This window comes from Mycobacterium genavense ATCC 51234 (assembly GCF_000526915.1).
GTDB classification, from domain to species: domain Bacteria; phylum Actinomycetota; class Actinomycetes; order Mycobacteriales; family Mycobacteriaceae; genus Mycobacterium; species Mycobacterium genavense.
This window is the reverse complement of record NZ_JAGZ01000003.1, coordinates 121,390-134,343: the sequence shown is the minus strand read 5'-3', so window position 1 is coordinate 134,343 and position 12,954 is coordinate 121,390. Positions and strand designations below refer to the sequence as shown.

Sequence of the window (12,954 nt, the reverse complement as noted above, 5' to 3'; positions counted from 1 at the left end):
ACGCGGGACTGCGACAAAGTTACGTAGGCTAAGTCAGAGTTCCGAACACGGGACGGGAATCGGACGTATGCAGGGCGTATTCGGCGTTTTCCTCGGCACGTTCCTTATCGGCCTGCGCGAGGGCCTGGAGGCGACGCTCATCGTGAGCATCGTGGCCGCGTTCCTCAAGCGAAATGCGCAATCGACGCGTCCGGTGCTGGCCGGGGTGGCCTTGGCGGTGCTGATCAGCGTCGCGGTCGGTGTCGGACTGGATCTGTTTTCGGCGGCGTTGCCGCAGGCCCAACAGGAGATGATGGAGACCGTCATCGACGCCGTTGCCGTGGTGTTCGTGACGTCGATGATCATCTGGATGAACCGCAATGCCACGCGGCTCAAGGGCGAACTCGAGCGCGAAGCCGGACAGGCGCTCAACGGTGGCGGTGCGCTCGCGCTCGTCGCGATGGCTTTTCTGGCCGTGCTCAAGGAGGGTTTCGAGACCTCGGTGTTCCTGTTGGCCGCGGCGCAGACCTCGCACGGCAACCGGTGGTTCGCCGTGCTGGGCGGCGCGGTCGGCGTCGGGGCATCGATCGTGTTGGGAGTCGGTCTGTACCTGGGCGGTCTGAAGCTGAATCTCGGCCGCTTCTTCCGAATCACCGGCGTGTTCTTGGTACTGATCGCGGCCGGGCTGGTGCTCGGGGCGCTGCGCACCGCGCACGAGGCGGGCTGGGTGAACATCGGCCAGCGGCAGGTCCTCCCCACGCCTCGTCGAGGTGCTGGGCTGGCTGCTTTACGCGGTGCCGGTGCTGGTCGTCTTCCTGTGGCCCGCACGCCTGGCCGCGACGCCGCGGAACCGCTGCCGGCTGCAGCTGGCCGGTTGCGCGGTGCTGTCGATCGTCGCTGCGGTCCTGGTGATCGCGCCGCCCGCGGGTGGCGCCGCATCCAGCGCGCGGGTGCGCACCGTCACCGACCGCTCCGGGCACACCGCGCAGGTGTCGACGAGGATCGGGCCGCACGGACGTGAGCTGGTCATCTCCGACGGCACCGCGAACCGGCCCGGCATCCTGCTGGTCCCGGTGGGCGATCGAACCCTGGACGGCTTGCCGGTCCAGGAATGGCAGGCCTCCGAGCCCGCCGGCGCCGATGGCGCGCCGGCGGTCACGCTGGACCAGCTGGCGAGCATGACGGGCGGGCGGCTGCCGGTCGGTCTGTCGGCCGGTCGCACCCCGGGGCCGTTTGTCGGGCAATGGGCAACGACGACCGTGTATACCGTGTTCGCGCAGGGTGATTCCGTGCTGAGTGCGCATGCGACGAGCAGCCGCACGGCGATCCTGACCGGCGGCGGGCTGACCGGGGCCAAGACCGTCAGCCTTGGTGGGTTACCGACGGACTGGTCCACGGCCGGCGTCGAAGACTGATCGGCGGCGGCCCAGATCGCCGCGAGCACCCGGCAACACGCCGAGCGCCAGCTGTGGCGAACCTGGCTTCCGCTGGTACTAGCCTGCCTTGCGCTGGCCTGTGCCGCCGCCGCCATTGTCTCGTTGCGCGGTGACGCGCGAGCCGAACAAGAGAGGGAAACCAGTGATAACGAATCGCACCGGCCGGGCAAGGTCGCGGTCTCGTGAATTCTGTTTGACCACATCGCTTTTGGTGGTGGTCTCGGTGTTCGTCGTGCCCGGTTGCGGCCACTCGAACGGCTCCTCGAGCCCGTCGAAGAGCGGTGGTGCCAAGGCGGTCAAGGTGACGATGGCCAACAGCGGCGGAAAAGACAGCTGCACGCTGGACACCACCAGCGTGCCGGCCGGGCCGGTGACCTTCACCGTGGTCAACGCCAGCGCGCCCGGCATCACCGAGGTGGAATTGCTGCGAGATCAGCGCATCGTCGGGGAGAAGGAGAACCTGGCGCCCGGTCTGGACCCGGTGTCGTTCACGATCACGCTGGATGGCGGTGCGTACCAGCTGTATTGCCCCGGCGCGAGTACCGAATACCAAACCCTGACGGTGACGGGCCAGGCGCCGGCCGGACCGACCGGCACGGTGGCGAGCATCCTCAGCCAGGGCACCAAGGACTACGCGACCTATGTCGTCAATCAGATCGGCCAACTCGGCGACGGGGTCAAGGCACTCGACGCGGCGATCCAGGCGGGCAACCTCGACGCGGCCAAGGCGGCCTACGCCAAAGCCCGGCTGTTCTACGAGCGTGCGGAATCCACCGTCGAAGGCTTCGTGCTGCCGGGCTTCGCGGTCGGCGACAATGCCGGCAGCCTGGACTATCTGATCGACATGCGCGCGTCGACGCCCGTCGACGCCAAGGTCGGATGGAAGGGCTTCCACGCCATCGAGCGAGACCTGTGGCAGGGTAACGCGATCACTCCCGGTACCAAGGCCTTGAGCACCGAGTTGGTCACCAACGTCGGCAAATTGAAGGATGTCGTCACGGGCCTGCAGTACAAGCCGGAGGATTTGGCCAACGGCGCAAGCGATTTGATCGAGGAGGTGCAGAACACGAAGATCACCGGCGAAGAAGAGGCATTCAGCCACATTGACCTGGTCGACTTTTCCGGCAATGTCGAAGGCGCACAACAGGATTACGCGTCGCTGCGGCCGGGGCTGGAGAAGATCGACGCCAATTTGGTCAGTCAGATAGATCAGCAGTTCCGGGCGGTACTGAACGTCCTGGACGGTTATCGCGATCCGTCGGCGCTCGGCGGCTACCGGACCTACACTCCGGCGCTGCAGACAAGCGACGCAACGAAATTGACCGCGGTCATTCAGCCGCTGCACCAGAGCCTGTCCACCGTCGCTCAAAAAGTCGTCTCCACGAACTGACCATGGTTGACGACGAGCGAGGCGGACCCGCCCCCGACACCACCGAAACGCCGGCCGATGCCGCGCCGGTGTCACGGCGGCGGATGCTCGGTGGTGCGATGCTGGCCGGTCTCACCGGGACCGCCGTCGGTGCCGTCGGGGGCGGTTTCGCCGGCTACGCGTCGGCCACCGCGCACCGCGGCGCCTCGGTTGCCGGGGACGACGTGGTGGACATGCGTCGTAGCTATCCCTTCTACGGTCAGATCCATCAGGGTGGAATCGCCACGCTCCCACAGCGTTACGCCGTCTTCATGTCGTTCTCGCTGGCGCCGGGCGCCGTCCGCGCCGATCTACAGGCGCTGTTGGCGCGCTGGTCGGCCGCGGCCGCGGTGCTGCAGCAGGGCAAGCCCGTCGGCACGGTCCAGCCACAGGTCGAGGTGCAGCCCCCCGCCGACACCGGCGAGGCCTCCGGGTTGAGCCCCGCCAGTCTGACCGTCACGATCGGGTTGGGGCCGTCGCGGTTCGGTGATCGGTTCGGGCTCGCCGCGCGGCGTCCGGCGGTGTTCACCGATCTGCCCCCGCTCAATGGGGACAACCTCGACCCGCGGCTGCGCGGTGGCGACCTGTCGGTGCAAGCCTGCGCCGACGACCCGCAGGTCTGCTACCACGCCGTGCGCAACCTGGCCCGCCTCGGCCGCAATATCGTCTCGCCGTCCTGGGCGGTGCTGGGCTTCGGACGCGTCTCTGCCGGACCCGGTCAGCAGACACCGCGAAACCTGTTGGGATTCAAGGACGGTACCCGCAACGTGACCAGCGAGGCGGAGTACCAACGATTCGTCTGGGTCGACAACAGCGACCAGCCGTGGATGAACGGCGGAACCTATCAGGTCGTCCGCAAGATCCGGATGCTGCTGGAGACGTGGGACGTCGACCGGATCGGCAACCAGCAGAAGATCTTCGGCCGCACCAAACAGGAAGGGGCGCCGCTGAGCGGCAAAGCCGAATTCGACCCGCCCAACTTCACCGCCAAGGGCCCCGACGGTGAACCGCTGATCGATCCGCTGTCACACGTCACCTTGGCTGCGCGGGAAAACAATGACGGCGTCATGATCCGTCGCCGCTCCTACAACTACACCGACGGCCTGGACCCAAATGGCCAGCTAAACGCCGGATTGCTGTTCATTTCGTACCAAAAAGATCTGCAAGATTTTATTCGTTTGCAGACCCGGCTCGGCGCCAACGACCTGCTCAACGAGTACAACCGGCACATCGGCTCAGCAATCTTTGCGGTGCCACCCGCGCCCGCAGAAGGCCATTACATCGCGCAAAGCCTGTTCGGCTGAGCAAATTTCGGCCCCGCCCGGCTGGTTGCCGACGACCCCAGCGTTTCGGGCATGTGATGTTTCGTGTCGGCCGTGTAAATCAATCCGGTCGACCGTCACGCACGGGCGTCGCGCGAGCACTAACGCCGTGAAGATCAAATCAGAAGGAGGAACTTCATGACCGACGCGCTCGTCATCGACGCGGCAGGCCTCGACCGGCTGTCTTGCAGCGCCAAAGAAAACCCCACCACCGGCAAGAAGACCCTGAAAGCCAAAACGGTTTGCGAGGCCGGGTTTCGCAACATGACCTATGTGCGCGACCTCGCGCCGATGCTCGTCGGGGAACCGCCCGCACTACTGGGCGACGACTCCGCACCCAACCCCTCCGAAACCGCCCTGGCTGCCTTGGGATCCTGCATCTCCGTCGGCATGCTGGCCAATGCGACGCACCGCGGCGTGCGACTCACCAAGATCGAGGTCGAGATGGAAGGCGACATCGACATCTCCGCGGTGTGGGGAGTCGGCGACACCCCGGAAGGCAAGGTTCTCGGTTTCACCGCGGTGCGCTGCAAAGTATCGCTGGCCGGCGACACCGACGACGAGACGCTCCAGCAGATCCACGACAACGCCATCGCCTGGTCGCCCGTGGTCAACACCTTCCGCCGTCCGGCAAGCGTCGACTCGACTCTCGTCATCGACTAATCCTCACGACGGGAAGCCAAACGTGACATATGCATTGACGAAGACGGACCTCGGCGAGGTCATCAGGATGGCCCGGTTCAAGCACGGACTGAGTTGGGCAAAGATCGCCGAGGCGATTGGCAAGGACCGAGTGTGGACGGTGGCGGCACTGCTTGGCCAGCATCCGCTCTCGGCGCAGGACGCCTCGACGCTCGCGTCGATTCTCGGACTCGATGAGGAAGCGGTCGCCGTATTGCAACTCGCGCCGTACCGGGGGAGCGGTAACGCGCCCGCATCCGATCCGACGATCTACCGATTCCACGAAGCGCTGTCGGTGTACGGGCCCGCGCTCAAGGAATTGATTCAGGAGGAATACGGCGACGGAATAATGAGCGCCATCAACTTTCAGGTGGATGTGCAACGCCGTCCCGATCCCGACGGCGACCGGGTGATCGTCACGTTCGACGGCAAGTTCCTTGACTACAGCTGGAAACACACCGAACAGGAGGCACTGCCGTGACCGCAACCGTGGATGCCGCAGTCGAGCGGCTCGATCCGGAGCTGTTGGCAGACATTCGTGCTCATGCCGGCGCGCTGGACCGCGGCGAAGACACCGCTCGCCGCAGCTTCACCCGGCTGGGCGTCGCCGGTCTGCTCGGTCTCGGCGCCCCGGGCAACAGCGATGGACGGCTCCCGCAGATGGCCGATGTGATCGGTGGTATCTCCGCGGAATGCATGAGCACCGGATTCTCGTTGTGGGCCAACCGGATGGCCGTCGAGTACTTGCTCACGGCCGCGACGCCGTTCAGCCGGTCGGCAGTGGAGGCGCTGCTGTCCGGGGTGACCCTTGGAGTGACCGGCATGGCTTCGGCCTTCAAGGAGGCGGCCGGCTGCGGCAGCTTGGACCTGACCGCCGCACCGGTGGAAGACGGTTACCTGCTGAGCGGTTCATTGCGGTGGGCCAGCAACCTCTATCCCGATTCCACGCTGATCACCGCTGCGCGCACCGAAGCAGGCGAGAAGCTGATCGTCGCGCTTGGGTTGGACACCTCCGGTGTGGTCATCGGTGATTACTTCGACCTGCTGGCCATGGGCAGCACCGCGTCGTCGTCCCTGAAGCTGGAAAACGCGTACATCCATTCGGAACAGGTGCTGTCCAAGGACTTTGACGCGTTCTTATATGCTGTGCGACCGACCTTCCTGGTGTTGCAGTCGGCCATGTGTCTTGGGCTGGCCAGGACCACCGTCGAGCAGAGCAGGCTGGCTCTCACCGGGGTCAACGCGGTGTTCGCCGCCGAGGCCGACTCGCTCGCGGACAAGCTTGTCGCGGCGCAGGCGACATTGACCGATTTGGCCTCTGCCATTGGCGGGCCGAAGTCGCCAACGAAGAAGCAGCTGCTGTCGTTGCGACTTGCTGCGGCCGAATTATCGAGCGCCAGTGCCGCTTTGGAGATTCGGACCGCAGGCGGTAAGGGGTACGGGCGCCAGACTTCGGCCAGTCGGCGCTACCGGGAGGCGGCGTTCATTCCGGTGCAGTCGCCATCGGAAGCGCAATTGCGCTGGGAACTTGGAAGATGCGCTTGAGTTCGGGCCAATGGTGTCCTCCGGTGGCGGTGCCACCGGAGGACACTCAGCATCTGGTGGCCGGCATACCCCTGGCCAACTTGGTTCGTGACTTTCATCGCCCGATGGTGAATTTCGCCCGCACGATGGTGGATTCGGCAACAGTGGCCGAAGAGGCGGTGCAAGAGGTGTGGTTGCAGGTGTTGCAGTCGCCGGCGTCTTTTGAAGGGCGCTCCTCGGTGGGCACCTGGCTGTTCGGCATCGTCAAGAACACCGCCTCACGGCATCGCCGCCGTGAATCCCGGATCCGAGACCACGAAGTGCTGTCCGCGGCCGACGCCGACCCACTGTCGGGCCGTATGTATCCAGCGGGCCGCCCCGACGCCGGGCACTGGAGTCTTCCGCCGTCGCGGCGATTTCTTCCGGAGGACCGCACCGTGGCCCAAGAGCTCATCGGCTACGTGCGGGCAGCTTTGGACGCGTTGCCGAAGCGGCAGCGGCAGCTCATCATTCTGCGTGACCTCGTCGGTACCTCGGCCGACGAGGCGGCGGAGCTCCTGGAACTATCCGCCGAGGCGCAGCGCGCACTGCTGTATCGCGCCCGGGGCAACCTCCGCAGCGAACTGGAGAAGCGGTACCACCAATGACCATCTACGACAACATCGTTCCCGCGATCGACTGCGTCGATTTCGTGCGACTGGTCGACGACCTGGTCGACGTGGATCCGGACCAGTGGGGGCCGATCGTGGCCAAACATCTAGAGGACTGCCCGCCCTGTCTGGTGTATCTGCAACAAATGCTCGACCTCAAGATTCTGCTCAACCACGTCTTCGCGGGAGAGAAGCTCAGCGACGAGCACATCGCCGGGGTCGTCAATGCCCTCAACAACTTCAAGGAAGGCGAACACGAATGACGATCGAAGTGCAGACGCCGCAACAAGGAAGAGAACAGTCGACGCGAAACATGTTGAACACGTTGAATTCTGATGCTGTACTTAGCCAACCCAGTGAGGACTGGTTCGAACCGTTGAGCGTCGGTGCGATGACGAGTCGGGTCGCCGCAATGGCGGTGGAGAAGGCGACACAACCGTGGGCGTTCTTCGTACGGTCCCTGGTGGGCGGCGCGATGGTGGCCTTCGGGGCACTGCTGGCATTGGTGGTGAGCACCGGTGTCAAGACACCGGGCATCGCGAGCCTGGTGATGGGCTTGGCGTTCGGCATGTCGTTCGTACTGATCCTGGTGTCCGGGATGTCACTGATCACCGCGGACATGGCCGCCGGGTTCCTGGCGGTGCTGGAGCGCAGCATGCGGCCGCGCACCTACGTGTTCCTCGTTTCGATCGGTCTGCTCGGCAATATCGCGGGAGCACTGGTGTTCGTCGCGATCTGCGGCGCGTCCGGTGGCCCCTACCTGGGGGCATTCGCCGAGCGGGCGGCGACCGTTGGCGCCCTGAAAGCGGGCCAACCGTTCTGGACGGCATTCCTGCTGGCGGTCGTATGCACCTGGTTCCTGCAGACAGCCATGTGCATGTACTTCAAGGCGCGCAGTGACGTCGCACGGATGGCCTTCGCGTTCTACGGACCGTTCGCCTTCGTGATCGGCGGGACCCAACACGTGATCGCCAACGTCGCTTTTCTCGGGCTTCCATTGCTGCTCAACCTCTTTCATCCCGCCGCACCGCGCGGCGGGATCAGCTGGGGGTTCGGCGACGACGGGCTGCTCACCAACATCGGAATCACCACCATGGGCAATCTGGTCGGCGGCACACTTTTCGTGGCCTTGCCGTTCTGGGTCATCGCGCGACTGCAACGGCGACAGGTCTGAAAGGCAAAGGTTCTCGGTCCTGTCGGTTGGGGACTAAAGGCTCACTACCGGCGACGCCACGGCCAATAGCGTTACTCCTGACGAAAGGAGTACGAAATGTCGACGCCTGTCAAACAACTCGGAATCGTGGTCGCGGTCGACGGCTCGCCCGCGTCGAACGCTGCCGGCGTCTGGGCGGCCCGTGATGCGGCAATGCACAACATTCCTCTGACCCTGTTCCACGCGGTGGTGACTCCCACCACGACGTGGCCACCGGTTCCTTACCCCGACTCGCTGTTGGTGAAGCTGGAAGACGACTGCCGCCGGCATCTGGCGCATACGTTCAAGCTGGCCGAGGAGGCGATGCCGGCCAACCGTAAGGTCGCGATCGCGAAGGAGTCCGTCTATTCGACCCCGGCGCTGGCCCTGATCAAGATGTCCGACCAGGCCGAGATGATCGTCGTGGGCAGCGCCGGTCGCGGTTTGCTAGCGCGCGGTGTGCTCGGTTCGGTCAGTTCGACCGTGGTGCGCCACGCCAATTGCCCGGTCGCGGTCATCCGCGACGAAGATCTGCCGGATCCGCAGCACGGGCCCGTCCTGGTGGGGATCGACGGTTCGCCGGCTTCCGAACTCGCGACGGCGATCGCGTTCGACCAAGCGTCTCGACGCGGTGTCGATCTGGTGGCCCTGCACGCCTGGAGTGACGTCGCAATTCTCGAACTTCCACCATTCGACTGGGAAGCCGTGGAGGCCGAAGCGGCCCGCAGTCTCACTGAACGGCTGGCGGGTTGGCACGAACGTTATCCAGATGTCATGGTGCGTCGACTGCTCGTCCGCGATCTGCCGGCCCAACAGATCATCCAACAGGCGAAATCTCTGGAGGCCCAGCTGGTGGTCGTCGGCAGCCACGGTCGCGGTGGCCTCACCGGCCTGATCCTGGGCTCGGTCAGCAACACCGTGTTGCATTCGGTGAAGGTCCCGGTCATCGTCGCCCGACCGAAGTAGCGCCTTGGCCGAGCCGGCCGTCCACGAGGTCGGCTGCCCACGCGCACAGCGCGGAGACGTCGCGCCCGGCCCGCATGACCGCCCGATCGGGTCGGATCAGCGCGGCCGTGGCGCGGCCTCCGCGTAGCCAGTGGGCTAGGTCGTCGCCCGGTTCGGCAACCAGCACGACGAACCCACGCCGACCCAGCTCGGCTTCATCGGAGACGCTCGGGCTGCGCGTGGTGATCAGGGCGAAGCCGGCGTCCAGGACGTCGTCGAGCCGTCGGCCATCGCGCAGCCGCGGGTTGGGGCACAGCGTGCCGCCGAGCTGGCCGGGCCGGCGTGATCTGCACACCAAGGCCGAAGACGTCAATGCCGGTGTGGTGGAGTCGACGACCTTGTCGCGCAGGCCAGGCAGCAGCCGCAGCCGGGGCAGCACCATGCGGCGTAGCGCGTTACCCACCCGGGCGCCCCCGGTCATCGCGCGACCGACATTGAGCGCCAATCGAATCAGGCTCTCGGTATGCGGTTTGCGTTCCTGCTCATAGGAATCCAGGACGTTCGGGGCAAGGGCTCCCTGATGGACGGCGGCGATCTTCCACGCGAGATTCATCGCGTCGCGGATGCCGGCGCCCATGCCCTGGCCGATGAATGCGGGAGTGAGGTGGGCCGCGTCGCCCAGGATGAAGACGTTGCCCCGGCGCCACCGCTGCGCGATCTGAGCCCGAAACGTGTACTCCGCGACGCGCAACAGCGACAGCTCCCCGTCGTCGACACCGACGGTCCAGGGCCTGATCAGCGGCCGCAACGCGGTCAAAGTGGCGAAGTCATCCGCGCGTTCGCCGTCGAGCAATTGAAATTCCCAACGGTAGCGCGACGCTCCGATACGCATGTGCGTTCCCGCGCGGACCGGATCGCATACCTGATGTACGCCTTCCCACTGACGCAGGTCCACGTCGGTGGCCACGTCCACCACCAGCCACGGTTGCTTGAAATTCAAATCCTTTATGGCTGAGCCGATTTGGGTGCGAACCAGACTGTTCGCGCCGTCGCAACCCAGCAGGTAGTCGGTGGCCACCCGATGTACCGTGCCGTCGGTGCGGTCGGCGAACGTGACTTGCACTTCATCTCCGACGTCGCTCACATCGGTCACCTCGACGTCGCCACGCAGCTGAGCATGCTTGTAGCGCGTCAGATTTGCCCGCAGCACGGCCTCCAACTCGGGCTGGTCGAACATGTTGGCCTGCGGGAAGCCGTTGCGGCTGTGGGTCGTGTCGCGGGTGAACTCGGCGAGGATCCGGAATCGATCGTCGAGCAAGCGTAAACCCAAAGTCGGGCGCGAGATCGCCGCGAATTCGTCGGCGACGCCAAGCCGTGCGATGACGCGATAGATCTCGTCGTCCAGGTGTACCGCGCACGGCCGTTGATACACACCGGGCCAGCGATCGAGGACCAGGCTGTCCACGCCGTATTGCGCCAACAGCGTGGCGGCGGTGACGCCGGTCGGTCCGGCGCCGACGATGACGACCGGAACGTGCCGAATAGCCATGTCGTTCACGCGAATCGGACGGCGTTGCGCTGCGTTCCGAGGTCGATCGCTCCGTCGTCGGTGGCTACCGAAGCCTCCACGATGTCGCCATGCTGCAAATAGTTCGGGTTGCCGGCCTGACGGCTGAAGAAAACCTTCCACTTGAGCGAAGGCGGCAACAGATTCCCGATCATCGCCAGCGGCTTGGGCGGTGCGCTCAGCGCGGTTCCGGCCGGGGTCCCGGTCAGCACCAAGTCGCCCGGGGCGAGTTCCTGGAACTGGGTCAGCGATTGCAGCGCCTGCAGCGGCCGATACAACATGTCCGGATCGACGAGCGCGTTCTGTCTTTCGACGCCGCTGACGCTCAGCCGCAGCCGCAGCTCACCGAAGCGGGCGAGCTCATCTGCGGTCAGCAACACCAGCTGGGGCCCCACCGGGGTGAACGTCGGATACGATTTGGCTTCGTAGAACTGGGTCTGCGGAAGCTGGACGTCGCGGGCCGATATGTCATTGGTGACGACCAGCCCGGCGATGAACTCGGCCAAGTTCGCGTCGGAAATGGTGGTGCCCACCGGAATTGGGCGTCCTATCACCAACCCGATCTCTACCTCGTAGTCGAGCAGCCGGACGTGAGAGGGCTTGACGATCTCGTCGAACGGGCCGTTGATCGAGGCCGAGGCCTTGCGGAAGACGGTCAGCGGAACCGACGCCGGGTCCATGCCGGCATCCCGGACGTGCGACTCGAACGGCACCCTGACCAACTACGGCACCCTGGCCGTCAACGACGGCACCGTCACCAACCCCGGCGCCCTCGCCGTCCATGACGGCGGCGTCCTCAACGACTACGGCCACCTCGCGGTCAATGCCCACGGCAGCTTCGACGTCTACACCGGTGGCACCGTCAACGAATACGGCTCCCTGACCGTGGGCGGCACCTTGAACGACGCCGGTGCCCTCAACGTCGACGGCGGCGCCCTGTCTGTCACTGACGGGGGCACGCTCGCCGACGGCGGCGCCCTGTCTGTCACTGACGGCGGCACGCTCGCCGACGGGGGTGCCCTCACCGTCGCCGACGGTGGCACGCTGGCGAACGACGGCGCCCTCAGCGTCGGCCATGGCGGCACGCTCACCGTCGACACCGGCGGCACCTTCGGCGACCACGGCACCGCGTCCAACCTCGGCACCCTGTCCAACAGCGGCACGCTTACTGTGTACCCGGGCGGCTCGTTGAGCGACTACGGCACCGTCGTCAACTACGGCACCCTGGCCGTCAACGACGGGACCGTCACCCACCCGGGCACGCTCACCGTCTACAACGGCGCCGTTCTCGACGACTACGGCCACCTTGGGGTCGACGCCCACGGCGCCCTCAACGTGAACATCGGTGGCACCTTCAACGATGGTGGCGCTCTCAATGTGAACGCCGGTGGCGGCCTCAGCGTCGACGCAGGCGGGACGCTTACCGTCAACGGCGTGGTCGGCCCCGGCGACGTCGTCACCGTCTACCCCGGTGGCTTCGCCGGCTCCAGCGGCTACTTCGGCCCCGTCACCGTGGCTCCCGGGGTGCTGTCGGCGACAACGCCTGCTCCCGCGGCCTCCCCGGGCCTCGGCTTGCTGAGTCGCCGGGCCTGTCGGGGACCTCGGGAATCCAGCCGCAGGTCGATCCCGGCGCGCTCGCAGACGCCTTGGCCGGAAGTTAGCCAGCAAGAAGTAAATGCGTGTACGAAGCGATTCACGTGATTGCCACTGCCTGCCGCTGGTCGGGCCGGGCCGGGCCTTCGACCCGCGCTGACGCGCCCGGGCGCTGGTTTGACCCTGTAGCCGCTGGTCACGTACCCTTGGACAGTTGTCGTCACGCCGGACCCCTGACTTCGGCGGACGACAGGCGGGAGATTTCTCCCGCCCCCAGACCCACCACGCGCATCGCAGCTAGCACGCGCGCGAAAGAAGTGAAGAAGAGGCAGGAGCAACGATGGCGACCTACGCAATCGTCAAGACCGGTGGCAAGCAGTACAAGGTCGCCGTCGGTGACGTGGTCAAGGTCGAGAAGCTCGAATCCGAGCCTGGCGCCAAGGTGTCGCTGCCGGTCGCGCTGGTCGTCGACGGTGCCACCGTCACTTCCGACGCCGCCGCGCTGGCCAAGGTCGCGGTGACCGGCGAGGTGCTCGAGCACACCAAGGGTCCGAAGATCCGTATCCACAAGTTCAAGAACAAGACCGGCTACCACAAGCGTCAGGGACACCGTCAGCAGCTGACGGTCCTGAAGGTCACCGGAATCAAGTAGCGAGG

At 65.7% G+C, this 12,954-nt stretch carries 12 protein-coding genes and 2 pseudogenes; 12 read left to right on the top strand and 2 right to left on the bottom strand.

Going from position 1 to position 12,954, the window contains the following annotated elements:
- Positions 1–67 precede the first annotated feature (67 nt).
- The 10 genes and pseudogenes from T428_RS35695 (at position 68) to T428_RS0108325 (ending at position 9,158) form a co-directional block, all read left to right on the top strand.
- Positions 68–1,601, top strand: a pseudogene (locus T428_RS35695) (FTR1 family iron permease).
- A 37-nt stretch (positions 1,602–1,638) separates the two neighbouring features.
- Positions 1,639–2,805, top strand: a complete 1,167-nt coding sequence (gene efeO / locus T428_RS0108365) for an iron uptake system protein EfeO (protein WP_211243927.1) — start codon at positions 1,639–1,641, stop codon at positions 2,803–2,805.
- Between the two features lie 2 nt (positions 2,806–2,807).
- Positions 2,808–4,127: a Dyp-type peroxidase gene (locus tag T428_RS0108360; RefSeq protein ID WP_025736118.1), complete on the top strand. Its 1,320-nt coding sequence runs from the start codon at positions 2,808–2,810 to the stop codon at positions 4,125–4,127.
- Positions 4,128–4,283: 156 nt separating this feature from the next.
- On the top strand, positions 4,284–4,808 hold the full coding sequence (locus tag T428_RS0108355; RefSeq protein ID WP_025736117.1) for an OsmC family protein: 525 nt from the start codon (positions 4,284–4,286) through the stop codon (positions 4,806–4,808).
- A gap of 34 nt (positions 4,809–4,842) precedes the next feature.
- Positions 4,843–5,307: a cyanase gene (gene cynS, locus T428_RS0108350; RefSeq protein ID WP_425412011.1), complete on the top strand. Its 465-nt coding sequence runs from the start codon at positions 4,843–4,845 to the stop codon at positions 5,305–5,307.
- Complete coding sequence (locus T428_RS0108345; protein WP_025736115.1) at positions 5,304–6,371, top strand: acyl-CoA dehydrogenase family protein; 1,068 nt, start codon at positions 5,304–5,306, stop codon at positions 6,369–6,371. The genes cynS and T428_RS0108345 overlap by 4 nt, the downstream gene beginning before the upstream one ends.
- The gene (locus tag T428_RS0108340) at positions 6,362–6,997 is read left to right on the top strand and encodes an RNA polymerase sigma factor (RefSeq protein ID WP_036467550.1); all 636 of its coding nucleotides are present in this window, start codon (positions 6,362–6,364) and stop codon (positions 6,995–6,997) included. The genes T428_RS0108345 and T428_RS0108340 overlap by 10 nt, the downstream gene beginning before the upstream one ends.
- Positions 6,994–7,263, top strand: coding sequence for a hypothetical protein (locus T428_RS0108335; RefSeq protein WP_025736113.1), 270 nt, complete (start codon positions 6,994–6,996; stop codon positions 7,261–7,263). Before T428_RS0108340 ends, T428_RS0108335 begins: the two co-directional genes overlap by 4 nt.
- Positions 7,264–7,313: 50 nt before the next feature.
- Positions 7,314–8,174, top strand: a complete 861-nt coding sequence (locus T428_RS0108330) for a formate/nitrite transporter family protein (protein WP_051465199.1) — start codon at positions 7,314–7,316, stop codon at positions 8,172–8,174.
- 96 nt (positions 8,175–8,270) lie between these two features.
- A complete protein-coding gene (locus tag T428_RS0108325) occupies positions 8,271–9,158 on the top strand; it encodes a universal stress protein (protein WP_025736111.1) in 888 nt (295 codons plus the stop codon).
- Here the strand turns inward: T428_RS0108325 and mhpA are convergent.
- Both mhpA and T428_RS0108315 read right to left on the bottom strand, forming a co-directional pair.
- On the bottom strand, positions 9,136–10,686 hold the full coding sequence (mhpA, locus tag T428_RS0108320) for a bifunctional 3-(3-hydroxy-phenyl)propionate/3-hydroxycinnamic acid hydroxylase MhpA (protein ID WP_025736110.1): 1,551 nt from the start codon (positions 10,684–10,686) through the stop codon (positions 9,136–9,138). The two genes, T428_RS0108325 and mhpA, sit on opposite strands and share 23 nt — an antisense overlap.
- 5 nt (positions 10,687–10,691) lie before the next feature.
- Positions 10,692–11,411: pseudogene (locus tag T428_RS0108315) on the bottom strand (fumarylacetoacetate hydrolase family protein); the annotation flags it as partial.
- Between T428_RS0108315 and T428_RS0108310 the strand changes: the two are divergent.
- Both T428_RS0108310 and rplU read left to right on the top strand, forming a co-directional pair.
- The gene (locus T428_RS0108310; RefSeq protein ID WP_156942899.1) at positions 11,383–12,405 is read left to right on the top strand and encodes an autotransporter outer membrane beta-barrel domain-containing protein; all 1,023 of its coding nucleotides are present in this window, start codon (positions 11,383–11,385) and stop codon (positions 12,403–12,405) included. The pseudogene T428_RS0108315 and the gene T428_RS0108310 sit on opposite strands and share 29 nt — an antisense overlap.
- Before the next feature lie 232 nt (positions 12,406–12,637).
- A complete protein-coding gene (gene rplU, locus T428_RS0108305) occupies positions 12,638–12,949 on the top strand; it encodes a 50S ribosomal protein L21 (protein ID WP_025736107.1) in 312 nt (103 codons plus the stop codon).
- Positions 12,950–12,954: the final 5 nt, after the last annotated feature.